This is a genomic window from Enterococcus sp. DIV0174, from assembly GCF_050529065.1.
Classification (GTDB): domain Bacteria; phylum Bacillota; class Bacilli; order Lactobacillales; family Enterococcaceae; genus Enterococcus_B; species Enterococcus_B thailandicus.
Genome location: NZ_CP172881.1, coordinates 851,229 through 875,686, shown reverse-complemented (window position 1 = coordinate 875,686; position 24,458 = coordinate 851,229). Strand labels below are relative to the sequence as shown.

16 protein-coding genes, 16 tRNA genes and 3 rRNA genes are annotated in these 24,458 nt (G+C 39.8%); 6 read left to right on the top strand and 29 right to left on the bottom strand.

Annotation, left to right across the window (positions count from 1 at the left end; genetic code table 11):
- Positions 1 to 130: 130 nt before the first annotated feature.
- The gene (gene cls / locus IGJ93_RS04370; RefSeq protein WP_086271065.1) at positions 131 to 1,582 is read left to right on the top strand and encodes a cardiolipin synthase; all 1,452 of its coding nucleotides are present in this window, start codon (positions 131 to 133) and stop codon (positions 1,580 to 1,582) included.
- A 107-nt stretch (positions 1,583 to 1,689) separates the two neighbouring features.
- Here the strand turns inward: cls and IGJ93_RS04365 are convergent, their stop codons facing one another.
- The 3 genes from IGJ93_RS04365 to IGJ93_RS04355 form a co-directional block, all read right to left on the bottom strand.
- Positions 1,690 to 2,130 (bottom strand): universal stress protein, encoded by a 441-nt coding sequence (locus IGJ93_RS04365; RefSeq protein WP_067484785.1) that lies wholly within the window; start codon positions 2,128 to 2,130, stop codon positions 1,690 to 1,692.
- Between the two features lie 66 nt (positions 2,131 to 2,196).
- A complete protein-coding gene (locus IGJ93_RS04360; protein ID WP_067484782.1) occupies positions 2,197 to 3,603 on the bottom strand; it encodes a C69 family dipeptidase in 1,407 nt (468 codons plus the stop codon).
- A gap of 152 nt (positions 3,604 to 3,755) precedes the next feature.
- Entirely contained in the window at positions 3,756 to 5,150 is a 1,395-nt protein-coding gene (locus IGJ93_RS04355; protein WP_086271066.1) for a glycoside hydrolase family 1 protein, read from the bottom strand.
- A 150-nt stretch (positions 5,151 to 5,300) separates the two neighbouring features.
- Here IGJ93_RS04355 and celB point away from each other — a divergent pair, with 150 nt between their 5' ends.
- From celB to IGJ93_RS04335, 4 genes are all read left to right on the top strand, one after another.
- Positions 5,301 to 6,569 carry a PTS cellobiose transporter subunit IIC gene (celB, locus tag IGJ93_RS04350; protein WP_067484776.1) on the top strand — a complete coding sequence of 423 codons (1,269 nt, stop codon included), beginning with the start codon at positions 5,301 to 5,303 and terminating at the stop codon, positions 6,567 to 6,569.
- A 126-nt stretch (positions 6,570 to 6,695) separates the two neighbouring features.
- Complete coding sequence (locus IGJ93_RS04345) at positions 6,696 to 7,415, top strand: GntR family transcriptional regulator (protein ID WP_067484773.1); 720 nt, start codon at positions 6,696 to 6,698, stop codon at positions 7,413 to 7,415.
- A gap of 131 nt (positions 7,416 to 7,546) precedes the next feature.
- Complete coding sequence (locus IGJ93_RS04340) at positions 7,547 to 8,518, top strand: ring-cleaving dioxygenase (RefSeq protein ID WP_095803508.1); 972 nt, start codon at positions 7,547 to 7,549, stop codon at positions 8,516 to 8,518.
- Positions 8,519 to 8,548: 30 nt separating this feature from the next.
- Complete coding sequence (locus tag IGJ93_RS04335) at positions 8,549 to 9,148, top strand: alpha/beta hydrolase (protein ID WP_067484767.1); 600 nt, start codon at positions 8,549 to 8,551, stop codon at positions 9,146 to 9,148.
- A gap of 208 nt (positions 9,149 to 9,356) precedes the next feature.
- Here the strand turns inward: IGJ93_RS04335 and IGJ93_RS04330 are convergent.
- The 25 genes from IGJ93_RS04330 to IGJ93_RS04210 form a co-directional block, all read right to left on the bottom strand.
- Positions 9,357 to 9,440, bottom strand: a tRNA-Leu gene (locus IGJ93_RS04330).
- A 25-nt stretch (positions 9,441 to 9,465) separates the two neighbouring features.
- Positions 9,466 to 9,537 (bottom strand) — tRNA-Gln (locus IGJ93_RS04325).
- A gap of 9 nt (positions 9,538 to 9,546) precedes the next feature.
- Positions 9,547 to 9,619 (bottom strand) — tRNA-His (locus IGJ93_RS04320).
- A gap of 59 nt (positions 9,620 to 9,678) precedes the next feature.
- Positions 9,679 to 9,763 (bottom strand) — tRNA-Leu (locus IGJ93_RS04315).
- A gap of 19 nt (positions 9,764 to 9,782) precedes the next feature.
- Positions 9,783 to 9,853 (bottom strand) — tRNA-Cys (locus tag IGJ93_RS04310).
- Between the two features lie 34 nt (positions 9,854 to 9,887).
- Positions 9,888 to 9,959, bottom strand: a tRNA-Gln gene (locus tag IGJ93_RS04305).
- A gap of 9 nt (positions 9,960 to 9,968) precedes the next feature.
- Positions 9,969 to 10,041: transfer RNA gene (locus IGJ93_RS04300), tRNA-His, on the bottom strand.
- 2 nt (positions 10,042 to 10,043) lie between these two features.
- Positions 10,044 to 10,117, bottom strand: a tRNA-Trp gene (locus tag IGJ93_RS04295).
- A 10-nt stretch (positions 10,118 to 10,127) separates the two neighbouring features.
- A tRNA-Tyr gene (locus IGJ93_RS04290) sits at positions 10,128 to 10,208 on the bottom strand.
- A 1-nt stretch (position 10,209) separates the two neighbouring features.
- Positions 10,210 to 10,285, bottom strand: a tRNA-Phe gene (locus IGJ93_RS04285).
- A 32-nt stretch (positions 10,286 to 10,317) separates the two neighbouring features.
- A tRNA-Asp gene (locus IGJ93_RS04280) sits at positions 10,318 to 10,390 on the bottom strand.
- 9 nt (positions 10,391 to 10,399) lie between these two features.
- Positions 10,400 to 10,472: transfer RNA gene (locus tag IGJ93_RS04275), tRNA-Val, on the bottom strand.
- A 13-nt stretch (positions 10,473 to 10,485) separates the two neighbouring features.
- A tRNA-Glu gene (locus IGJ93_RS04270) sits at positions 10,486 to 10,557 on the bottom strand.
- Positions 10,558 to 10,571: 14 nt separating this feature from the next.
- A tRNA-Ser gene (locus tag IGJ93_RS04265) sits at positions 10,572 to 10,660 on the bottom strand.
- A gap of 40 nt (positions 10,661 to 10,700) precedes the next feature.
- Positions 10,701 to 10,774: transfer RNA gene (locus tag IGJ93_RS04260), tRNA-Asn, on the bottom strand.
- 9 nt (positions 10,775 to 10,783) lie between these two features.
- A 5S ribosomal RNA gene (rrf, locus tag IGJ93_RS04255) occupies positions 10,784 to 10,899 on the bottom strand.
- A 92-nt stretch (positions 10,900 to 10,991) separates the two neighbouring features.
- Positions 10,992 to 13,905, bottom strand: a 23S ribosomal RNA gene (locus tag IGJ93_RS04250).
- 173 nt (positions 13,906 to 14,078) lie between these two features.
- Positions 14,079 to 14,151 (bottom strand) — tRNA-Ala (locus tag IGJ93_RS04245).
- A gap of 83 nt (positions 14,152 to 14,234) precedes the next feature.
- Positions 14,235 to 15,795 (bottom strand): 16S ribosomal RNA (locus tag IGJ93_RS04240).
- Together the 16S, 23S and 5S rRNA genes with 16 tRNA genes alongside form the textbook arrangement of a ribosomal RNA operon.
- Positions 15,796 to 16,447: 652 nt before the next feature.
- Positions 16,448 to 17,953, bottom strand: a complete 1,506-nt coding sequence (locus IGJ93_RS04235; RefSeq protein ID WP_067484140.1) for a HAMP domain-containing sensor histidine kinase — start codon at positions 17,951 to 17,953, stop codon at positions 16,448 to 16,450.
- Positions 17,950 to 18,636 carry a response regulator transcription factor gene (locus IGJ93_RS04230; protein WP_002290973.1) on the bottom strand — a complete coding sequence of 229 codons (687 nt, stop codon included), beginning with the start codon at positions 18,634 to 18,636 and terminating at the stop codon, positions 17,950 to 17,952. Before IGJ93_RS04230 ends, IGJ93_RS04235 begins: the two co-directional genes overlap by 4 nt.
- A gap of 191 nt (positions 18,637 to 18,827) precedes the next feature.
- Entirely contained in the window at positions 18,828 to 20,249 is a 1,422-nt protein-coding gene (gndA, locus tag IGJ93_RS04225; protein ID WP_067484139.1) for an NADP-dependent phosphogluconate dehydrogenase, read from the bottom strand.
- Positions 20,250 to 20,416: 167 nt separating this feature from the next.
- The gene (gene rpmF, locus IGJ93_RS04220; protein WP_067484136.1) at positions 20,417 to 20,596 is read right to left on the bottom strand and encodes a 50S ribosomal protein L32; all 180 of its coding nucleotides are present in this window, start codon (positions 20,594 to 20,596) and stop codon (positions 20,417 to 20,419) included.
- Positions 20,597 to 20,665: 69 nt separating this feature from the next.
- The gene (locus tag IGJ93_RS04215) at positions 20,666 to 21,226 is read right to left on the bottom strand and encodes a YceD family protein (protein ID WP_067484133.1); all 561 of its coding nucleotides are present in this window, start codon (positions 21,224 to 21,226) and stop codon (positions 20,666 to 20,668) included.
- A gap of 161 nt (positions 21,227 to 21,387) precedes the next feature.
- Complete coding sequence (locus IGJ93_RS04210) at positions 21,388 to 21,519, bottom strand: hypothetical protein (RefSeq protein ID WP_285701910.1); 132 nt, start codon at positions 21,517 to 21,519, stop codon at positions 21,388 to 21,390.
- Between the two features lie 113 nt (positions 21,520 to 21,632).
- On the opposite strand from IGJ93_RS04210, the gene IGJ93_RS04205 reads away from it, so the two are divergent.
- Entirely contained in the window at positions 21,633 to 22,538 is a 906-nt protein-coding gene (locus tag IGJ93_RS04205; RefSeq protein ID WP_430597013.1) for a LysR substrate-binding domain-containing protein, read from the top strand.
- Between the two features lie 30 nt (positions 22,539 to 22,568).
- Here IGJ93_RS04205 and pyk read toward each other — a convergent pair whose 3' ends face one another.
- Positions 22,569 to 24,353: a pyruvate kinase gene (gene pyk, locus IGJ93_RS04200; RefSeq protein WP_067484128.1), complete on the bottom strand. Its 1,785-nt coding sequence runs from the start codon at positions 24,351 to 24,353 to the stop codon at positions 22,569 to 22,571.
- Positions 24,354 to 24,458: the final 105 nt, after the last annotated feature.

The window sequence follows — 24,458 nt, the reverse complement described above, 5'->3', positions numbered from 1 at the left end:
AAGCAACTATTTTATTCAGTTTATTCAACTAATTCACTAGGTTTTCGTTGATTGAAGGCAGTTCTCCCACATAGGTTTATTTTTCGACTCATGTTATACTAACACTATTGAAATAAAGGAGGATAATTATTTGGTAGGATTTATTGTTTCAGCAATTTATTTAATTAATGCCGTTTTTGCATTGATAACTATTTTAATCAAGCCACGTGATGTCGCAGCAATTTGGGCTTGGCTACTTGTTCTGTTTGCATTACCTATTGTTGGATTTGTTCTATATTTATTTTTTGGACGCGGTTTAACAGACAAGAAAAAATTCTATTTACGACAAAGCGACTTAAAGGAACTAGAGAATTTTCAAAATTTTCGTGATGATACCATCGAGCACTATGATTCTCAAACAAATGAAATCGAAAAACAAACCTATGTTGACTTTTTCTCATCCTTGAATCAGATGCCTTTAACTCGAAAAAACGGACTTACATTACTCACTGATGGACAAGAAAAGCTAACCTCTTTACTAAAAGATATTGAAGAAGCCCAACATTCTATCCATATTGAGTATTATGCATTTGTAACTGATGAGATTGGCAATCAGATTTTGCGTTTATTAGAAAAAAAAGCAACGCAAGGAGTTCAAGTTCGCCTACTTTATGATGCGTTTGGCTCACACGGTACAAAAGCAAAAGATTTTAACCAACTAATCGCTAATGGTGGAGAAGCTCAAACCTTTCTAACTTCTCAAGAAGCCCTGCTTCGTTTTCGTTTAAATTACCATGACCATCGAAAAATCGTCGTAATCGATGGAAAAATTGGGTATACTGGTGGCTTCAACATTGCCGATCAGTATGTCTACACAACCAAGAAATTTGGTTATTGGCGCGATACTCATATTCGAATTTTCGGTGCTGCTGCTTCACTGCTTCAACTTCGCTTTTTAATGGACTGGAACGTTTCCGTTTCAGAAGAAAAAAAAGTTGGCTATCATTTGGATTATTTCTTTAAGAAAGTTGACGAAAATAATGAACAACATGGTAACGCTGACATTCAATTAGTTTCAAGTGGCCCAAATAATGAACGCGAACAAATCAAGTTAGCTTTTATCAAACTGATTACTTCAGCCAAAAAGCGAATTTGGATTCAAACACCTTATCTCGTTCTTGATGAGAGTGTGATTGCTGCATTAAAAATTGCTGCTGCTTCAGGTGTCCATGTTAAAATCATGATTCCAAATAAACCCGATCATCCATTCATTTACCGTGCTACACAATATTATGCACGACAATTGATTAAGGAAAACATTGAAATTCTAGTTTATGAAGCTGGTTTTTTACACGCAAAAACATTGATTATGGACGATGAAATCTGCATGGTTGGTTCCGCCAACCAAGACATCCGTAGCTATCGTTTAAACTTTGAAACCAGTGCAGTCATTTATGATCATAAATTTTTAGAGCAACTTTCGAACAAGTTTCTTGAAGATGAAGAAAACTGTTCTGCTATGACAACAGAGACAGTCAAAGAAATGTCGACTTGGCTGTTATTCAAACAACAAATTTCCCGACTACTATCACCAATTTTATAAAAACGACGAAATAAAAAAGCAATCCAGCAAATTGACGTATCTTATTGTGAAGCCACTGATTGGCTCACCTTCGTCACTTGTTGTTGATTGCTTTTTTTACTCTTTATTTATTTTACTACTAACACATTGCATGACGCATGGTTCACCACGTATGCAGTAGTCGAGCCTACCAAAACACGTTCCACTGCATTTAATCCCGTTGACCCCATAATAATCAAGTCGATTGGTTCCTTTGACTCATTGAAGTTAGCAATAAGTGTCTTAGGATAGCCGTAAAGGATATACGTTTCAATATCTGTCCACCCTTTTTCAATTGCTAAATTTCGATGAGCTTTCATTTGATTTTCTGCTACTTCATCGAGCTCTGCTTGTAAATTAGTTGTTACAAACGCAAAATCACCAAAATAATTCCCTGTTACTTCATTAACATATAAGATGTGCAAAGTTGCTTGGTTTCGTTTTGCAATCGCAATGGCTTCAAGAAATGCCTTTTCTGCTTTTTCTGAGCCATCAATTGCAACTAAAATATTTTGATATGTGTCCGTCATTGTAAACGCCTCCTTTTTCTTTAGTTTATCACTGTTTTTTTCTAGGGACAACCAATGTGGTCCTATTTAATCACCTAAATCAAAACGCAAAGTCATTTGTGTTGCTCCCTTTTCAACCATTTGACCTAGCAACGCAACCGTTCGATTGTAGCATTCTTCCGCAAGTTGTTGGTTGATTTCTTCTAAATAGTCGGTGCTAAAATCCTTTGTTGCTTGTGCATCAGCTAGCAACTGTTTATTTCTAAAAGAAGCCATACTTTCTTGTTCATAGTCAGCATAAATATCCGTAAAGCGGTCATAGTCATAATCCCCAATCAATGCTGCCATGCAGAATAACCAATACGGATGATTAAAATCAAAACTAGTCGACGTGTCAGAATAACGTGCAGGTGTTTGTTCAACATTGGTATAAAAAGGAACCAACACATTAAATGTATTAGGCCCAAATGCTAGCCATTGAATACCGGAGATTGATTTAGGAACATCATTTCGCAATTGTAAAATATGACATTGAATATTGCGATTGATGCCAATTGGACGGAAGCTTTTCTTTTGCTGATCTGTTCCCACGCCGTACGCATCAAATACAGTATCTTGATAATGTGAACTCAAAACAAATTTAATCTCTTCAACTGATATTTTTCGATTTGCATAGCAAATGAACGGCAAATCATCATCCATTGGATCTTGCACGATTTCTGGAGTGAAATATTTTTGGCCATACCAAGCACGTGGATTATTATAATGATGATCTTTGATTGTGGCACTCCCAAAAATGTGGCGCAAATTAAGTGCTTCCTCTGGATTAGGATTCAAGTGATTGTTTTCGATTAATTCAACTAAATCTTCAGAGCACATTGTATTTTCTGAATCCACCTCAAAAGTATCAATATTCATTCGGTTTGGTGCAATGACATACGCTTCATCAGGAATCTTGATTGCTGCCCAATGATGCCCGCCGATTGTTTCAAAGTACCAGATTTCGTCATTATCTGAAAACGCAAGGGCATTAGGCTCGTAAGTTCCATATTCTTCTAATAACTGACCTAGTCGTGTAACTCCTTCGCGGGCACTGGAGATATAAGGTAAGACAATCGTTAATAGATCTTCTTCACCAATTCCATTTTCTACATATGGATCAACACCTAAAATTCGTGAATTCGAAGTAATTGTTTCCGTTGCTGTCATCGCTACATTTGCTTGATTGATTCCTGCTTCACCCCAAATTCCGATTGAATCATCTGCATTTGGTGTGGCTGTGTATCGCAAAGGATTTTCAGGTAAGGGAATTGATACATGACTAATCTTAGACTCATAAATTTTAGGTTGAGATTCCGGTTGAACAACGATAAAACGTTTAGGTTCGATTGCTTTCTCACTGTCTTCATTTCGAGCAATCATTGTTGAACCATCGATGCTCGCCTTTTTACCAACTAAAATTGTTGTACATGAACTTTTTACTTTATTTCGCATGTTCTCCACTTCTTTCTCATTCGTTCTACTATTAGTCTACTGCGAATATTCCCAGAAGTGAAATGATACCCTACCAAAAAATTAAACTGGAGAAAAATTTTGACATTTCCTCCAGCCTTTCACATTCATAATTTACTTCATTGCTTGGTTAATCAATCAAATCCATGATCATCAGCTACTTGTTTAAACCAATGACCAGATTTCTTGATGGTACGCGCCCCTTCTTTATCTAAATCAACAGAAATGAAGCCGTAACGATTCTTATATGCATTTGTCCATGACCAATTATCCATGCACGTCCACATATGATAGCCGACACAATTTGCTCCTTCTTCAATTGCTTGATGAACATATTTCAAATGATCTTTAACAAATTTGATACGATAATCATCTTCAATTATACCAAACTCATTAACAAATCGTTCTTCTCCTTCGACGCCCATACCGTTTTCTGAAATGAAACATTTGATATTACCATAGTTTTCTCGCGTATTCGTTAAAATATCATAGATTCCCTTTTCGTAAATTTCCCAACCACGATAGGGATTCATTTTTCTACCTGGCATTTCATAATTATCAAAGAAGTCTTCTGGCATTGGTGATACTACATTGACCAACGGTGTTTCTTTTGCTTTGATCCGTCGTGGTTGATAATAATTGATTCCTAACAAATCAACAGTATTGTCTTTTATCAATGTTAGATCCCCTGGAACAATTTCGGGAAGCAAGTTTAATTCTTTAATAATTGTAACTAGATCTTCTGGAAATTCTCCTTTGACAGCCGGATCCAAAAAGGAACGATTAAAAAACGCATCCGCAATTTTTGCTGCTTTGACATCTTCTGGATTGCCATTATCCTTTGGATAGCTTGGTGTCAAGTTTAAAATAATCCCGATTTCTCCTGATTGATTCAGTTGATGATAAGCTTGAATTGCCTTAGCACTCGCAATATTTTCATGATAACCAACTTGAATTGCTTCCTTCAAATTAATATGGTTTGGAAAATGAAACTGATACAAATACCCTCCCTCAACAGGTACGATTGGTTCATTATGCGTAAACCAGATTTTAACAATATCTCCAAATAGCTCAAAACAGGTTTTAGCATAGTTCGCATATGCATCCACTGTTTCTCGATTGAGCCAACCACCTTTTTCTTGCAAAGCTAAGGGCATATCAAAATGATATAAGTTTACAAATGGTTCAATACCATTTTCTCGTAATCCCTGAAAATATTCTCGATAAAAAGTGACCGCAGTTTGATTAATCTCTCCTGTTCCCTTTGGAATTAATCGACTCCATTGAATAGATGTTCTAAATGAATTATGGCCTGTTTCTTTCATCAATTGGATGTCTTCTTTGTATTTTGTATAAACCTGTGATGTTTTATCTGGGCCAACCTCATTAAAAAATTTTTCTGGTTCATTTGTATACCAATAATCCCAAATGTTTTCACCTTTGCCGTCTCCAGCAATGCGTCCTTCTGTTTGTGGGCCGCTTGCAGCAGATCCCCACCAAAAGTTATTTGGAAAGTTATATTTTTTCATTTTAAAGGTCCTCGCTTTTTAGTTGATAACGCTATCTTATCTGAGGAATAAATAAAAATCAACACTTTTTATACAAATGACTAGACATTTACATAAATCGATGCTATATTTTGTTTGTAATCGATTGCAAAAAACTCAGAGGTGAAAAATATGAATGGATTTATGGACAAACTTTCCGAAAAAATCATGCCCTTAGCCAATCTCTTAGGGCAAAATCGTTACTTGACCGTTTTACGTGATGCTTTCATGCTTTCTTTTCCATTAACAATGTTTGGTTCAATTGTTGTAGTTATCAATAATCTTCCATTTTTCAATGATGCGACCAAAGGAACTTTATCTACTCTCTTTGGAAATGGACAAAATGCAACAATGAGTATCATGTCAGTATTTGTTACTTTTGGTATTGGCTATTATTTATCTAAATCTTATGACGTTGAAGGTATTTTTGGTGGAGCTGTTTCTTTTGCTAGCTTTTTGATTCTTACTCCGTTTGTTATGACTACAGCTGGTGGCGAGGAAGTTTCCGGTGTACTTACACTTGATCGACTTGGCGCCAAAGGAATGTTTATTGGCATGATTGCTGCCTTCTTAGCAGCGGAAATCTATTGTCGTATTACAAAACGTGGCTGGCAAATCAAAATGCCTGATGGTGTGCCACCTGCAGTTACGAAATCTTTTGCTGCTTTGATTCCTGCTGTTGTAACATTAACAGTCTTTTTATTTATCAACGCACTTGTGACTGGTATGTTCAATACTAACTTACACGATGTTGTTTACGAAGTAATCCAAAAACCTTTAACAGGACTTGGTAGTAGCTTGCCAGCAACTTTACTCGCTTTATTTTTTGTTCAATTTTTATGGTTCTTCGGGCTTCATGGACAAATCATCGTCAACTCAGTAATGGATCCAATTTGGAATACTTTAATGTTAGATAACTTAGAAGCTTATCAAGCTGGTAAAGACCTTCCGCACATTATTACAAAACCTTTTATGGAAACATTTACTGTTGGACTTGGTGGATCTGGAATGACTTTGGCCGTAGTTTTGATTATGGCTTTCTTCTTAAAGAAAAAACAGTACCGTGACGTTGGCCGACTTGCCCTTGCACCTGGTATTTTTAATGTCAATGAACCAGCAATTTTTGGCTTACCAATTGTTTTGAATGCAACAATTTTAATACCTTGGGTGATTGCACCACTTGTTGTGACCACATTGAACTATTTAGTAATGGCAGCTGGAATCGTTCCTCCTCCAACCGGTGTTTCTGTGCCATGGACTGTCCCAATCGTCGCTAGTGGTATTCTTGCAACTAATTCATGGTTGGGTGGTCTTTTACAAGTGATTGATTTCATTATTGTTGGACTAATTTGGTATCCGTTCCTGAAAGTTTTAGATAAACAACCCGTGACTGATATTTAAAACAACAAAATTAAGACCAAAGCATTGGATAGTGTCTAATGGATTTGGTCTTTTTCTTTTCACTTCTTTCTTCTAGTAGTTGTTCGTTGTTCCAACTTTCGCTATACTCAAAGAGAGGTGAATGTCGTGCCAAAATATGAAGATATAGCGAACACATTAAGAGATCGTATTCGCTCAAAAAAATACCCACCAGATAGTTTTTTACCAAATCAAACTGACCTAGTCAAAGAATTTGATGCTAGTCGTATGACAATCAAAAAAGCAATCAATATTCTCGCAATGGAAGGTCTCGTCTATTCCCAGAGAGGTTCTGGAACAAAAGTTTTGAACCATCCTTTTTTCAAAAAAGATACTTCTCCAGCCAATGAATACGAGGGGCTTAGTCATCAGATGGCGCGACGTCAGCAGTCATTAGCTAGTCAAGTTATCCAGTTCGACGTTGAATTTCCAAATGAACAAATACAAGAACATTTAATGATTCAGCCTGAACAACCTGTCTACAATATTCAACGATTACGAATTTTAGAAAATGAACCATATATATTAGAGCATACCTATATGCCTATCCATCTGGTTCCTGGTTTAAAACAAGAGCATTTGCTATCTTCTATCTATGATTATTTACATCAGTCGTTAAATATTTTCTTTGCTGGTGCCTACCGAACAATTTCTGCAGATAAAAGCACAGAATTTGATCAAGAATACTTGAATTGTTCTGCAACTGACCCTATTTTAGAAGTTCAACAAATTGTTTACTTAAAAGATGGTCAACCAATTGAATATTCAACAAGTCGGAATCGTTTTGATGTACGTAGCTATTCGATCTTAGATGTTCAATCAAACTAAAAACGGACCCAAGCTGGGTACCGTTTTTTTTCTTTTGCTAAAAGGACAGAATAATTGCATTATCTGCAGATTCTTACTATACTAGTGAAAATCAAACTTACTTTTTGTAAGCGTTTCTTGGAGGAACAATTATGGACACACAAATTAGAGGCTTACATCATGTTACAGCTATGACTTCCAGCGCAACCAAAATTTATCGTTTTTTTACTGATGTTTTGGGCTTGCGTTTGGCAAAGAAAACAGTTAATCAAGATGATATCGAGACGTATCATTTATATTTTACCGATGAAAATGGCGCACCTGGAACAGACATGACTTTTTTTGATTTTCCTTATCAATCTAAAGGTTCTAAAGGAACAAATAGTATTTCTCGCGTTTCTTTCCGTGTTCCTGACGACTCTGCCTTAAATTTTTGGCATGAACGTTTATCAGAGTATCAAGTTGCTCATTCAGATATTAAGGAACGTTTTGGTAAAAAATATTTAGAATTCGAAGACTTTGATAATCAATCCTATCAATTGATTTCAGATCAACAAAATCATGGAGTTGCTGCTGGTGTGCCTTGGACAAAAAGCAATGTCCCTACTCAATTTGCACTTATCGGACTTGGACCAGTTTTTGTTCGAGTCAGCCGACTAGAAAATATTGAACAAATTCTCAAAACATTACTTGGATTTCATGAAACTGCTAAAGAAGGAAATTTCCATCAATTTGAAGTTGGCGAAGGAGGTAACGGCGCAACCATTATTGTTGAAGTTCGTAATGATTTACCTGATGCAATCGAAGGTTTTGGAAATATTCATCACCTTGCACTCCGAGTTGCTGATAAGCAAGCTTTGCGCTACTGGATTCAACAAATTCAGCAAGTAGAATTGCCTGATTCTGGTTTTATTGATCGTTTTTATTTTCAATCTGAATATTTTTTAGCCTCTTCACATGTGCTTTTTGAATTGGCAACAGACGGTCCTGGTTTCTTTGAAGATGAAGAGAAAAACCATGCAGGGGAAAAGCTTTCTTTACCACCTGCTTTTGAAGAAAAACGTTTGGCCATCGAAGAGATCGTTAGACCTTTTGATACTAGCGATGCGAACATGCAACGTTAACAAAAATAAGAACAACTCGAGGTGAGCAATATGAACTACATTTTTGAACAAGGAACAAAAAATGCAGCAAAATTTATTTTACTGCATGGTACAGGCGGAGATGAACATTCTTTACTCGAACTTGCGAGATTTATTGATCCAGATAGCTCAGTTTTATCGTTTCGCGGAAATATCCAAGAAAATGGAATGAACCGTTTCTTTAAGCGACATGGACTCAACCAATTCGATCTCAAAAATTTAGAAGAAGAAACAGATAACTTATTAAAGCAAATTAAAGAAATTAGTGTAGAAAAAAATATTCCGTTAGAAGACTGGATACTACTTGGTTACTCTAACGGAGCAAACATTGCTACGCACCTATTACTAGAAAGAGAACACGGACTATCTAAGGGAATCTTTTTTCATCCTATGTCACTGGGTGTAAAGAATCACTCGATTGACGGTAAAGATAAAACAGTCTGGCTTTCTTATGGCAATGGGGATCCAATCGTTTCAAAAGAATCTTTTGATGAACTAGCTAATGCTTTTGAAAGTAACGGTAGCCTCACTTATGTCTATTCTTCAAATCAAGGTCATGAGTTAACAATGGCAGAACTAGAATCAGCTAAAGCATGGGTAAATAACTTATAATGCAAAAAAGAGACTGGCAACACTAAAGATACAGTTGTTCTTAACGAATCCTTCAATTAAAAAAAACTAAAATCCGCGTTTTCAAAAACGAATTTTAGGCTTTTTTTAGGATAATTTTGTCCTAGATGTCTTTATTTCATTAAATATAATAAATAAATATTTTCTATAAAAAAACACCAACATATTTTTTATGTTGGTGTTTCATTGATACCGGCGGCCGGGGTCGAACCGGCACGACCTCGCGGTCACTGGATTTTGAGTCCAGCGCGTCTGCCAATTCCGCCACGCCGGCATATTAAAACTTATTTTAAAATGAACTGGGGTAGCTGGATTCGAACCAACGCATGAGGGAGTCAAAGTCCCTTGCCTTACCGCTTGGCTATACCCCAATAAAAAAGGGCGAATGATGGGAATCGAACCCACGAGTGCCGGAGCCACAATCCGGTGCGTTAACCACTTCGCCACATCCGCCATCATACATATGTTATTTAATTCCCCAGTAAAAAACTAAGATGAAAACATCTTAGTAATACCGGCGGCCGGGGTCGAACCGGCACGCCCTCAACGGGCACTGGATTTTGAGTCCAGCGCGTCTGCCAATTCCGCCACGCCGGCATTTCGATAAATTGTACTAAGGCGGTAACCGGATTTGAACCGGTGATGAAGGTTTTGCAGACCTCTGCCTTACCACTTGGCTATACCGCCATTATACGATTATCAATCTATAAAATTTATAGAACTGGGGTAGCTGGATTCGAACCAACGCATGAGGGAGTCAAAGTCCCTTGCCTTACCGCTTGGCTATACCCCAATAAAAAAGGGCGAATGATGGGAATCGAACCCACGAGTGCCGGAGCCACAATCCGGTGCGTTAACCACTTCGCCACATCCGCCATGGCAGGGGTAGCAGGAATTGAACCCACACTAACGGTTTTGGAGACCGCTGTTCTACCTTTAAACTATACCCCTATTAATAAAATGGAGGAGAGTGGATTCGAACCACTGAACCCTAAGGAACGGATTTACAGTCCGTCGCGTTTAGCCACTTCGCTACTCCTCCATGGTGGCGCGGGACAGAATCGAACTGCCGACACACGGAGCTTCAATCCGTTGCTCTACCAACTGAGCTACCGCGCCATATGAAATTACATCAATTGAATAAATAATGACGGTCCCGACGGGAATCGAACCCGCGATCTCCTGCGTGACAGGCAGGCATGTTAACCCCTACACCACGGAACCAGTTCATTATGGAGGTTAACGGGATCGAACCGCTGACCCTCTGCTTGTAAGGCAGATGCTCTCCCAGCTGAGCTAAACCTCCAAATTCAATTGTATGACCCGTACGGGATTCGAACCCGTGTTACCGCCGTGAAAGGGCGGTGTCTTAACCGCTTGACCAACGGGCCAGATATATTACTAACGGAGAGTAAGGGATTCGAACCCTTGAGACAGCGTTCACCATCTACATGATTTCCAATCATGCTCCTTCGGCCTCTCGGACAACTCTCCAGAGTGAAAGAAGCTCATTACTCTTTTCTCAAATTGAGAACTCCGGCAGTAGGACTCGAACCTACGACATCATGATTAACAGTCATGCGCTACTACCAACTGAGCTATGCCGGAATAACACCAGCGTGGCGACGTCCTACTCTCACAAGGGGCAACCCCTCACTACAATCGGCGCTAAGAAGCTTAACTTCTGTGTTCGGCATGGTTACAGGTGTATCCTTCTCGCTATCGCCACCACACTGTGGTGTTATCTTATTGAGTTTGCTTTTGCTCACTCAAAACTGGATTTGAAGTAATCTCAACTCTACCGAGTTTTTTTCTTTTACCATTCTTGGTTAAGTCCTCGATCGATTAGTATCAGTCCGCTCCATACATCACTGTACTTCCACTTCTGACCTATCTACCTGATCATCTCTCAGGGATCTTACTTTCTTAAAGAAATGGGAAATCTCATCTTGAGGTGGGCTTCACACTTAGATGCTTTCAGCGTTTATCCCTTCCCTACATAGCTACCCAGCAATGCCCTTGGCAGAACAACTGGTACACCAGCGGTAAGTCCATCCCGGTCCTCTCGTACTAAGGACAGCTCCTCTCAAATTTCCAACGCCCGCGACGGATAGGGACCGAACTGTCTCACGACGTTCTGAACCCAGCTCGCGTGCCGCTTTAATGGGCGAACAGCCCAACCCTTGGGACCGACTACAGCCCCAGGATGCGACGAGCCGACATCGAGGTGCCAAACCTCCCCGTCGATGTGGACTCTTGGGGGAGATAAGCCTGTTATCCCCAGGGTAGCTTTTATCCGTTGAGCGATGGCCCTTCCATGCGGAACCACCGGATCACTAAGCCCGACTTTCGTCCCTGCTCGACTTGTTGGTCTCGCAGTCAAGCTCCCTTCTGCCTTTACACTCTTCGAATGATTTCCAACCATTCTGAGGGAACCTTTGGGCGCCTCCGTTACCTTTTAGGAGGCGACCGCCCCAGTCAAACTGCCCATCTGACACTGTCTCCCACCACGATTAGTGGTGCGGGTTAGAGTGGCCATAACGCAGGGGTAGTATCCCACCAGCGCCTCCATCGAAACTAGCGTTCCGATTTCTACGGCTCCTACCTATCCTGTACATGCGGTACAGACACTCAATATCAAACTACAGTAAAGCTCCATGGGGTCTTTCCGTCCTGTCGCGGGTAACCTGCATCTTCACAGGTACTAAAATTTCACCGAGTCTCTCGTTGAGACAGTGCCCAAATCGTTACGCCTTTCGTGCGGGTCGGAACTTACCCGACAAGGAATTTCGCTACCTTAGGACCGTTATAGTTACGGCCGCCGTTTACTGGGGCTTCAATTCGTACCTTCGCTTACGCTAAGCACTCCTCTTAACCTTCCAGCACCGGGCAGGCGTCAGCCCCTATACTTCATCTTACGATTTTGCAGAGACCTGTGTTTTTGATAAACAGTCGCTTGGGCCTATTCACTGCGGCTGATCTGACGATCAGCACCCCTTCTCCCGAAGTTACGGGGTCATTTTGCCGAGTTCCTTAACGAGAGTTCTCTCGCTCACCTTAGGATTCTCTCCTCGACTACCTGTGTCGGTTTGCGGTACGGGCCGTTGTTTTCTCACTAGAAGCTTTTCTTGGCAGTGTGACATCAGGAACTTCGGTACTATTATTTCCCTCCCCATCACAGCTTGTCCTTAAAAGATTAAGCATTTGACTCAACCTAAGACTTACTGCTTGGACAGACATTTCCAATCGTCTGCATTCCTTAGCCTCCTGCGTCCCTCCATTGCTCAAACAAAAACAACGGGTACAGGAATATCAACCTGTTATCCATCGCCTACGCCTTTCGGCCTCGGCTTAGGTCCCGACTAACCCTGGGCGGACGAGCCTTCCCCAGGAAACCTTAGTCATTCGGTGGACAGGATTCTCACCTGTCTTTCGCTACTCATACCGGCATTCTCACTTCTAAGCGCTCCAGCAGTCCTCACGATCTACCTTCAACGCCCTTAGAACGCTCTCCTACCATAACACCATAGGTGTTATCCACAGCTTCGGTAATATGTTTAGCCCCGGTACATTTTCGGCGCAGGGTCACTCGACTAGTGAGCTATTACGCACTCTTTAAATGGTGGCTGCTTCTGAGCCAACATCCTAGTTGTCTGTGCAACCCCACATCCTTTTCCACTTAACATATATTTTGGGACCTTAGCTGGTGGTCTGGGCTGTTTCCCTTTCGACTATGGATCTTATCACTCACAGTCTGACTCCCGGATATGAATGAATGGCATTCGGAGTTTATCTGAATTCGGTAACCCGAGATGGGCCCCTAGTCCAAACAGTGCTCTACCTCCATCATTCTCAATTCCGAGGCTAGCCCTAAAGCTATTTCGGAGAGAACCAGCTATCTCCAAGTTCGTTTGGAATTTCTCCGCTACCCACACCTCATCCCCGCACTTTTCAACGTACGTGGGTTCGGTCCTCCAGTGCGTTTTACCGCACCTTCAACCTGGACATGGGTAGATCACATGGTTTCGGGTCTACGACTACATACTCAAACGCCCTATTCAGACTCGCTTTCGCTACGGCTCCGTCTCTTCGACTTAACCTCGCATGCAATCGTAACTCGCCGGTTCATTCTACAAAAGGCACGCCATCACCCATTAACGGGCTTTGACTTGTTGTAGGCACACGGTTTCAGGTTCTATTTCACTCCCCTTCCGGGGTGCTTTTCACCTTTCCCTCACGGTACTGGTTCACTATCGGTCACTAGGGAGTATTTAGCCTTGGGAGATGGTCCTCCCGGATTCCGACGGAATTCCTCGTGTTCCGCCGTACTCAGGATCCTCCTAGGTGTCTTCCAAATTTCATCTACGGGGTTTTTACCCTCTTTGACTGACTTTTCCAAGTCATTCGATTATCTGAAAAAACTACCATATCGGAGTCCTACAACCCCAACAAGCAAGCTTGTTGGTTTGGGCTTTTCCCGTTTCGCTCGCCGCTACTCAGGGAATCGAATTTTCTTTCTCTTCCTGCAGGTACTTAGATGTTTCAGTTCTCTGCGTCTACCTCAAATATGCTATGTATTCACATATTTGTAACATCCTATAAAAGATGCTGGGTTCCCCCATTCGGAAATCTCTGGATCATAGCTTACGTACAGCTCCCCAAAGCATATCGGTGTTAGTCCCGTCCTTCATCGGCTCCTAGTGCCAAGGCATCCACCGTGCGCCCTTATTCACTTAACCTTATCAACCTTACGGTTGGGTTTTGACATCATTTCTAGCGATAGAAACTAGTCAAGAAAAATAAGCAATTGAACTTATTAAAAAACTCATTCAACGCGGTGTTCTCGGTTTGTTTTGATCTTACTTCAAATATCCAGTTTTCAATGAACAAAGTTAACAACAAATGTTGTTAATGGAGCCTAGCGGGATCGAACCGCTGACCTCCTGCGTGCAAAGCAGGCGCTCTCCCAGCTGAGCTAAGGCCCCGTATTTAAATGAAGAGAGTAAACCTCTCAAAACTGAACAAAGTAATGATGACAAACGTGTGTAGTCTCCGTAATATTCCTTAGAAAGGAGGTGATCCAGCCGCACCTTCCGATACGGCTACCTTGTTACGACTTCACCCCAATCATCTATCCCACCTTAGGCGGCTGGCTCCAAAAAGGTTACCTCACCGACTTCGGGTGTTACAAACTTTCGTGGTGTGACGGGCGGTGTGTACAAGGCCCGGGAACGTATTCACCGCGGCGTGCTGATCCGCGATTACTAGCGATTCCGGCTTCATGTAGGCGAGTTGCAGCCTACAATCCGAACTGAGAGAAGCTTTAAGAGATTAGCTTAGCCTCGCGACTTCGCGACTCGTTGTACTTCCCATTGTAGCACGTGTGTAGCCCAGGTCATAAGGGGCATGATGATTTGACGTCATCCCCACCTTCCTCCGGTTTGTCACCGGCAGTCTTGCTAGAGTGCCCAACTAAATGATGGCAACTAACAATAAGGGTTGCGCTCGTTGCGGGACTTAACCCAACATCTCACGACACGAGCTGACGACAACCATGCACCACCTGTCACTTTGCCCCCGAAGGGGAAGCTCTATCTCTAGAGTGGTCAAAGGATGTCAAGACCTGGTAAGGTTCTTCGCGTTGCTTCGAATTAAACCACATGCTCCACCGCTTGTGCGGGCCCCCGTCAATTCCTTTGAGTTTCAACCTTGCGGTCGTACTCCCCAGGCGGAGTGCTTAATGCGTTAGCTGCAGCACTGAAGGGCGGAAACCCTCCAACACTTAGCACTCATCGTTTACGGCGTGGACTACCAGGGTATCTAATCCTGTTTGCTCCCCACGCTTTCGAGCCTCAGCGTCAGTTACAGACCAGAGAGTCGCCTTCGCCACTGGTGTTCCTCCATATATCTACGCATTTCACCGCTACACATGGAATTCCACTCTCCTCTTCTGCACTCAAGTCTCCCAGTTTCCAATGACCCTCCCCGGTTGAGCCGGGGGCTTTCACATCAGACTTAAGAAACCGCCTGCGCTCGCTTTACGCCCAATAAATCCGGACAACGCTTGCCACCTACGTATTACCGCGGCTGCTGGCACGTAGTTAGCCGTGGCTTTCTGGTTAGATACCGTCAAGGGATGAACAGTTACTCTCATCCTTGTTCTTCTCTAACAACAGAGTTTTACGATCCGAAAACCTTCTTCACTCACGCGGCGTTGCTCGGTCAGACTTTCGTCCATTGCCGAAGATTCCCTACTGCTGCCTCCCGTAGGAGTTTGGGCCGTGTCTCAGTCCCAATGTGGCCGATCACCCTCTCAGGTCGGCTATGCATCGTGGCCTTGGTGAGCCGTTACCTCACCAACTAGCTAATGCACCGCGGGTCCATCCATCAGCGACACCCGAAAGCGCCTTTCAAATCAAAACCATGCGGTTTCGATTGTTATACGGTATTAGCACCTGTTTCCAAGTGTTATCCCCTTCTGATGGGTAGGTTACCCACGTGTTACTCACCCGTTCGCCACTCCTTTTCTTTCGGTGGAGCAAGCTCCGGTGAAAGAAAAAGCGTACGACTTGCATGTATTAGGCACGCCGCCAGCGTTCGTCCTGAGCCAGGATCAAACTCTCATAATAAAAGTTAGAACAATCTTGCGATTGTTAAGCTCAATTTGTTTGCTAGCATATTGCTTGCTGTTTAAAAAATGTTTGTTGTCTTGAATTGAATCAAGACGCCCTACACATTTGGTTTGTCTTACTTTGTTCAGTTTTCAAAGGTCTATTCTTTTTTGTTTTAACAACTTTTATATCTTAACAGATTCTTTAGAAGTTGTCAACACTTTTTGTTTTTTAATTTTCCGCCGCTTTTTTAACGACTTGATAAGTTTATCATTCAGTTTGTTATTTGTCAACAACTTTTTTTATTGAAATATCAAACTTTTGAAAGCTTATTACTTAAGCGACTTTGTTATTCTAACATGTCATTCTTTATTCGTCAACACTATTTTTTAAAGAAATTAATGTTGTTAGTAGGTAAAGAATTATTAGAGAACAAATAATAATATAGCAATCTATTTCTTAAATTGCAACAGAAATAATTACTTTTTTGAATAATATTTTTAAAAACGAATATTCAAAAAAAATGTTTCTTTTTTGTTCTATTTTTCCTACTATTTTCTTGCTAAGTTTTACAAATTACTGCTTATAGTTCGTCCATCAAATACTTGTGTTCCCCCGTCTTGTAGCTATTTTCTATAAAAAAGGAAAAGACAAGCAAAACGAAATCGTTTTACTTGTCTTCAGATTTTACTATTGGGATGAATATTCGGAAAATCGTTCCTTGACCAACAACACTTTCAGCGATAATTCGCCCCTTATAACTTTCAACTAATTGCTTAGCGATAGACAGGCCGAGACCATTTCCACCTTTTGTGCGAGCTCTAGCTTTATCAACTCGATAAAACCGATTAAAGATTTTCTTCAAGTCTTCTTGTGGAATCCCCTCACCAAAATCTTGAATCGCAATCTCAAATTCACTTAACGTAGAAGAAATCGAAATATGCACTTCTTTTCTCGTCGTAGAGTATTTAACCGCATTATCAAGAATAATAATGATTAATTGTTCAAAATGATTACGGTAGATTTGCAAGATTACTTCTTTAGATAAATCATCATCCAAAGTGATTACATAGTCTGGATATAAGATCTTAAAGTTATTGTAAACTTGATAGGTAACTTCTTTTCCTTTTGTTGTTTCATTACCATAATGAATATCAACTTGTTCCGCCCTCGAAAGATCTAGCATTTCTTGAACAAGACTTTTCATACGGCTAATTTCTTGCATACTTGCGCTAAGAGACTCCTCTAAGATTTCAGGGTCATCTTTTCCCCAGCGGTTTAGCAAACTCAAATGACCTTCAATAATTGCTACTGGTGTTCGTAATTCATGGGACACGTCTTGAACAAATTGTTCTTGTTGCTCCATGTATAATCGCATCCGATCAAGCATTTCATTAAAGATCTCAGCTAAATCTGCTAATTCATCATTTGTATCAATTTCAGGCATATGAATATCTGACTGTGGATCTTTTCGGATAGTATCCATCGTATCTCGCAGAACTTTTAACGGCTTCAGGAAATAAGAAGATAGGAAAAACCCCAAGATACTACTTAGAATCAATGAAACGACTTCTAAAATAATCAGTGTTAACAATAATTTATTGCGTATATCATAAAAAGAGGACAGCTCATAGAAAGTTTGCGCATACCCAATTTTTTCACGGGTTCCTTTAGAATAGATTGGTTGAATAGATAAAAATCCTGTTCTCCCATCAATCGTAACGATCGTTGGAACTTTTCTGGTTGTTTGTAACAATGATTGACTATGCTGCTGCGTTTTAAATATCAGCTTTTCTTCTAAATTGTAGACGAATAAATCCAATGATGACTGACCAAGTTCTGCAATGAAAGAATCAATTTTCATTAAGTTCCCTTCGATATTCGTCGTTTGGTCGTCAATATTACTATCATTTGTAGTTGTATTAGTCAAATTTCGGTACGTATTGACTAAAGTCAGCTCTTCATCTGAGTTAGCTAACCGAGAGGCCACTTGTGAAATCGTTCGTTCCACATTGTTTCGTTCTTTAGCAACAATCAGATTGATTGAAGACTTATAAGTAATAACCGCAAAAATAGTAAAAACAACAAATATAAAGAAAGAACTTGCAAAGGCCCACTTGATAGTCAAGGAGGGACCTTTCAGTTCTCTTTTTTCCGATTTTTTCGGTTTGATCACGAGCGCATCACATAACCTGTTCCGCGGACAGTTTGGATATAGCTTTCCTCCCCAGGAACATCAATCTTATTGCGCAAGTAACGAATATATACATCGACAACATTCGTTTCGACTTCTGTTTCATAACCCCAAACTTTGTTTAATAGAACATCACGGGCTAATACTACATTGACGTTTTCCATCAACGTCAATAATAGCTCATACTCACGTTTGGTTAATTCAATTACTTCGTTTCCACGGCGTACCACACGATTTTCTTTTTCAATTGTTAGGTCGCGATAAGTAATTGTTGTTTGTTTTGCTACGTTTTTATCACCTTCGATATCAATTCGACGTAACAAAGCTCGCAAGCGGGCTAATAATTCTTCAATTGCAAATGGCTTAACAATGTAGTCATCTGCTCCATGGTCTAAACCTGATACGCGGTCAATCACTGAATCCCTAGCAGTCATCATGATGATTGGTGTGTTTTTTACTTGACGGACACGTCGACAAACTTCTAATCCATTTAACTCTGGTAACATCAAATCTAGTAAAATGGCATCCCATTCATTATTTAAAGCAGCGTCTAATCCTGTGCGGCCATTATAATGAACTTCAGCATTGTACCCTTCGTGCTTTAATTCCAACTCGACAAAGCGAGCTAAGTTCTTTTCATCTTCAATGATTAGAATATTACTCATCTATTATTTTATCCTTTCCCTCTACGCGATTTCTACAAACTCTATCATTATACCGATATTCTACTTAAAAATCTATAGTCATTCTATCATGAATAAACAATTTTAAAAAGAGCCGAAGTCTATTCGTAACAAATGACTTCAGCTCTATCATGATTTATCTAAATTTTCAGTTTTGCAAAGTCAAGAACTACTTACTCTTCATGATACCAAGAGTAGTGGAAGATTCCTTCTTTGTCCACACGTTCATAAGTGTGTGCACCAAAATAATCACGTTGTGCTTGAATAATGTTTGCTGGCAAGCGTTCTGCTCTATAAGAGTCAAAGTAAGAAATTGCTGAAGAGAACGTTGGCACTGGTACACCAGCTTGAACGGCTAAAGCAACTACATCTCTCACTGATTGTTGATATTTCTTTGTGATTTCAACAAAGTAATCATCTAACAATAAGTTTTCGATGTCTGGGTCTTTATCATATGCATCTGTGATCTTTTGTAAGAAACGAGCACGGATGATACATCCTGCACGCCAGATTTTAGCGATTTCGCCAAATGGCAAGTCCCAATCGTATTCTTTTGAAGCTACTCGTAGTTGTGCGAAGCCTTGAGCATAGCTCATAATTTTGCTAAAGTACAATGCTTCACGGATTTTCTCAACCAATTCTTTTTTGTCACCAGTATATTCAAAATTATTTGGATTTGACAAAATTTTACTTGCTTGGACACGTTCGTCTTTATAAGCAGAGATATAACGAGCAAATACAGATTCTGTGATCAATGGAAGTGGCACACCTAAGTCTAAAGCACTTTGACTTGTCCATTTACCAGTTCCTTTATTGCCAGCTGCATCAAGAATGACATCAACAATCGGTTTGCCTGTGCCTTCATCGTCTTTACGAGTCAAAATGTCAGCAGTGATCTCGATTAAGTAGCTATCAAGTTCCCCTTGATTCCATTCTTTGAAGATCTCAGCCATTTCATCAACTGATAGCCCAAGAATATTCTTCATTAAGTCATAAGACTCCGCAATCAATTGCATATCTCCATACTCAATTCCATTGTGAACCATTTTTACATAATGACCTGCACCATTTGGCCCAATATAAGTTACACATGGTGCGCCATCTTCTGCTTTAGCAGAAATTTGTTCTAAAATCGGTGCCACTAATTCGTAGGCTTCTTTTTGCCCACCAGGCATGATAGAAGGGCCTTTTAGCGCGCCTTCTTCTCCACCTGAAACACCAGTACCAATAAAGTTGATTCCAGAGTTTGCTAATTCTTCATTGCGACGAATTGTATCTTTGAAGAATGTATTTCCGCCATCGATCAAAATATCGCCTTTATCTAAATGAGGTAATAATTCTTGAATCGTTGCATCAGTAGCTGGTCCTGCTTTAACCATCAAAAGAATACGACGTGGTTTTTCAATTGAAGCAACAAAGTCTTCCATTGTATAAGTTGCTTTAAAGTTTTTATCTGGATGTTCTTCTACTACTTCTGTTGTTTTTGAACCAGTACGGTTAAATAGAGCGACTGAATAACCGCGGCTTTCAATATTTAAGGCTAAGTTTTTGCCCATAACGGCCATACCGACAACGCCGATTTGTTGTTTCGTCATATGAACTCCTCCTACATTTGGGGTTAATCCCCTAATCTCTCTCATTATAGCCTAACATTGGTGCAATGCAAACCAATGTGCAAAATATTTTGGCGATTCCGAGAAAAAAATAAACCCCAAGGCTCCATGGTTAGCCTTGAGGTTTTACATTTTCTAATTAAAATGTATTAAGCTTCTTTAGACATTACGTCCTTACCATCATAGTAACCACAATTTGTACATACGTGATGGCTTTTTTTCATTTCACCACAGTTAGGACATTCGTTTAAACCTTTGATTGTCAATTTGTAGTGTGTACGACGTTTTGCTTTTTTAGCTTTTGATGTTCTTCTAGCTGGTACTGCCATTTTGCTACACCTCCTTGTAAAGTCTTGCATCCATTTAGATACAATATATTCCAATCTTACTCGTTATCTTTATTCCTTTGATTCATCATCAAAAAATTCCGATAGTTTTGCAAGACGAGGATCTACTTTTGTCTCAGCTTCTTCCACTTTTCTGCGCTCATGTTCTGCTTCAGAAATAACTTCCCAATCTGCCCCTTTAGGTAGGTTGGTTTCGTCTGCTTCCTCTGCTTCAGTAAGCACACGCATTGGAATTGCCAATAAAATATTATCTTCGATTGACTCTGTCAAATCAAGCTGTGTGCCCTCAATCAACAAAATCTCATCAGCAGATAATTGTTCGTCTCGACTTTGATACTGTTCTACTGTCATGAATAATTCATCAACCGGAAAATCCATCACTAACTCAACAGGTTCGAGTGAACGTGTTGATGGGACAGTCAGAGTCGTTTGCACAGTGTAATGAACGATATAGCCTTTTTTATCAACGGAAACAAATCCTTCAACAGCCACTGGTGCAACATCGAGTATTAAATTATCGCGTTTCATTAAACCTGATTTTAAATCAAGTGTTTCATGAAATACTAATGGTGTCTCTTGATATTTTCGTAATTCTAGTAAAGACCATTTCATTTTTCATCACTCCTAAGCAACAAAAGCAATTATACAGGGCAAAAACGTCCTTGTCAATGAAATTTTCTTGACACCTTACAGTTCATAAAAAAACAGTACATTATTTGGAAAATCAGTTTTCTTTTTTCACTTTTCCAACAAAATTTCCCTTTTCTTTTTTGCTAAAGTTCGATTAAGACGTCTTTTAACAAATTGATTTCTTTTCTCAAAAAATTTTTTTGGAATTTTTTCTGTTCAATCGAAATAACAAGTAATCGGTTACTGATTTCGCAAATTTTTTCAAATGTATCCATCTAAACGTTTCCTGCTAACTTCGCAAACGACTTCGTTGAACTTTCAGTTGCTATCAAGAAACGAATCCATTACAATAACTATTATTTATATGGATAAAGAGAGGAGCTAACACATGAACACACGAGATATTGAATACTATGTTCAATTAGTCAAACTAAAAAACTTTACAAAAGTTGCTAATCTATTTCATGTTAGCCAACCCACAATCACTTATGCTGTCCAACGGCTTGAAAAAGAATTAAACGCTGTTCTCATCGTCCGAGATCGCTCGCACAATGAACTATTGATCACACCTGCTGGTCACCAACTGTTTATCCACGCACAGTCCATTCTTCAAGAAATCACTCGTGCAAAAGCTGAGATTCAACAACTACAAACAAAAAAAATTCGTCTTGGCATGCCACCAATCATCGGAAATGAATATTTTCCAAAATTATCCGGTTACTTCATTAGGCAAAAGTTGATGAATCAATTAGAAATCATTGATGGTGGTTCCCGCGATTTGTATGGAATGATTCATCAAGGTCAAATTGATTTAGCTTTACTTGGTTCAATTCAGCCAATTGTTGATCAGTCCTTAGAAACACAGTTGCTCTTAGACAAACGGTTTATGATTGTTGTCTCACCAGAACATCCACTTGCCCAAAAAGAAGCTGTTTCGTTCAAAGAATTGATCAGCGAAGAATTTGTTTTATTGAACGAGCATTACGTCCATCCTACTGCTTTTTCAAAATTAGCAAAACAAGCACACATCGAACCAAAAATTGTGTATCAAAGCAATGATTTATCCATTTTAAAAAGTATGATTCGCGAACAAGTTGGTATAGGTTTTTTAACAGAAATTGCGATTCATCCAGAAGACCAGTTAGTTGTACTTCCACTAACTGACACTGTACAGCCACGCTTTCTGATTTCACTTGTCACGCGCACACAGCAATTGCCAACTGATTTACAGCAACAAGTTGTCCGCGTCATTAATGAATTTATTCAGACACAAAAAAACAGCCCCTCAGATTGAGGAGCTGCTTTTTTTATACTATCTAGCAAATTAGATAGCTGTTGTTTCGCCACGGTATACAATACCACGACGTGAATCAACAGTAATTAATTCACCATCAACGATTGTTGAAGTCGCGTCTTTTGCACCAACGATTACAGGAATGTCTTGAGCGATACCTACAACTGCTGCGTGTGAAGTTAAGCCGCCTTCTTCAACTACGACTGCTGCTGCTTTTTCAATAGCAGGCATATATTCTTTATCCGTTGTTGGAACAACTAATACCATGCCGTCTTTTGCTTTTTTAATTGCTTCTTCAGCAGATGAAGCAACTACTGCGTTTGCAACAACAGATTTTTGGCCAACGCCTTGAGCTTCTAATAATTTAGAACCAATCATTTGAATTTTCATTACGTTAGTTGTTCCACGTTCACCAACTGGTACACCAGCAGTGATCAAGATTAGATCGCCTTCTGAAGCAAAGCCTAATTCAACTGCTTTTTTAGCAGCTAATTCAAACATTTCATCAGTAGTTGTTGGTTTTTCAGTAACTGTTGGGTATACGCCCCAGTTTAACATCAAACCACGTTTTGTGCGTTCGTCAAATGTAACTGCCAAGATGTCAGCATCTGGACGGTATTTAGAAATCATTTTAGCTGTGTAACCAGACTCAGTTGCAGCAACGATTGTTTTAACACCTAAGTTTTTAGCAGCACGAGCTACTGACAAACCGATTGTTTCAGTAACATCAGTTTTGTCAAATTGATTGATTTGGAATGTACCTAATTCAGCTAAAGCTTTTTCAGCTTCTTGGTCAATACGAGCCATTGTTGAAACAGCTTCTACAGGGTAGTCACCATTTGCAGATTCACCTGATAACATTGTTGCGTCTGTACCATCAAATACAGCGTTGGCAACGTCAGATGCTTCGGCACGTGTTGGACGTGGGTTTTCTTGCATTGATTCTAACATTTGTGTAGCTGTAATAACTGGGATACCAGCAGCGTTACATTTTTTAATGATACGTTTTTGAACCATTGGTACTAATTCAGCTGGAATTTCAACACCCATGTCACCACGAGCAATCATAACACCATCAGAAACTTTGATGATTTCGTCGATGTTGTCGATACCTTCTTCAGATTCAATTTTAGGGAAAATTTGAACGTGTGTCATATTTTTTTCTTCTAAAATTTCACGAATATCTAAAACGTCTTGTGCTTTACGTACAAAACTTGCAGCGATAAAGTCGATGTCGTTATCTAAACCGAAACGGATATCGTCAGCATCTTTTTCTGTAATACCTGGTAAGCTGATTGATACGCCTGGTGCGTTAACACCTTTACGTGATCCTAGCATACCTGCATTTTTAACTACTACAACTAATTCACGGTTTGCTTCGTCTTTTTCAACGATTTCCATGTCAATAAGACCATCATCGAATAAGATGTGTCCACCAACGTGAACGTCTTCAAACAATCCAGGATAAGTTACAGCGATTTTTTCTTTTGAACCAACATGTTCAGGGTCCATAGAGATACGAGTTTGATCTCCAACTTCGAATTTGATATAGCCGGCACGGCCAAAATCAGCTTCTGTTGTTCCTTGAACTGTTGTACGGATTTCTGCACCTTTAGTATCTAAAAGGATACCTACATCTTTGCCTGTTTTTTTAACGGCTTCACGAACCATTACCATACGTGATAATTGTTCTTCATGATCTCCATGTGAGAAGTTAAAACGGAAGACATTTGCTCCAGATTCGATCAGTTTAGAAATAGTTTCTACTGAATTACTTGCTGGTCCTAATGTACTAACGATTTTGGTTTTTTTCATTTTACAAAACGCTCCCATTCAATTTTGTTTATTTAAAGCTTTACAGCTTAAATAGCTATTAATTATAGATAGTTCAGTTGAGTCAAACAAAGTTTGCTCTGGTCT

Coding starts and splice junctions, on each gene's coding strand:
- IGJ93_RS04230 (WP_002290973.1), bottom strand. CDS start 18,636: ATGAGTAATATTCTAATCATTGAAGATGAAAAGAACTTAGCTCGCTTT.
- gndA (WP_067484139.1), bottom strand. CDS start 20,249: ATGACGAAACAACAAATCGGCGTTGTCGGTATGGCCGTTATGGGCAAA.
- IGJ93_RS04340 (WP_095803508.1), top strand. CDS start 7,547: ATGGACACACAAATTAGAGGCTTACATCATGTTACAGCTATGACTTCC.
- celB (WP_067484776.1), top strand. CDS start 5,301: ATGAATGGATTTATGGACAAACTTTCCGAAAAAATCATGCCCTTAGCC.
- IGJ93_RS04210 (WP_285701910.1), bottom strand. CDS start 21,519: ATGGATACATTTGAAAAAATTTGCGAAATCAGTAACCGATTACTTGTT.
- IGJ93_RS04215 (WP_067484133.1), bottom strand. CDS start 21,226: ATGAAATGGTCTTTACTAGAATTACGAAAATATCAAGAGACACCATTA.
- pyk (WP_067484128.1), bottom strand. CDS start 24,353: ATGAAAAAAACCAAAATCGTTAGTACATTAGGACCAGCAAGTAATTCA.
- IGJ93_RS04360 (WP_067484782.1), bottom strand. CDS start 3,603: ATGCGAAATAAAGTAAAAAGTTCATGTACAACAATTTTAGTTGGTAAA.
- rpmF (WP_067484136.1), bottom strand. CDS start 20,596: ATGGCAGTACCAGCTAGAAGAACATCAAAAGCTAAAAAAGCAAAACGT.
- IGJ93_RS04355 (WP_086271066.1), bottom strand. CDS start 5,150: ATGAAAAAATATAACTTTCCAAATAACTTTTGGTGGGGATCTGCTGCA.
- IGJ93_RS04335 (WP_067484767.1), top strand. CDS start 8,549: ATGAACTACATTTTTGAACAAGGAACAAAAAATGCAGCAAAATTTATT.
- IGJ93_RS04365 (WP_067484785.1), bottom strand. CDS start 2,130: ATGACGGACACATATCAAAATATTTTAGTTGCAATTGATGGCTCAGAA.
- IGJ93_RS04205 (WP_430597013.1), top strand. CDS start 21,633: ATGAACACACGAGATATTGAATACTATGTTCAATTAGTCAAACTAAAA.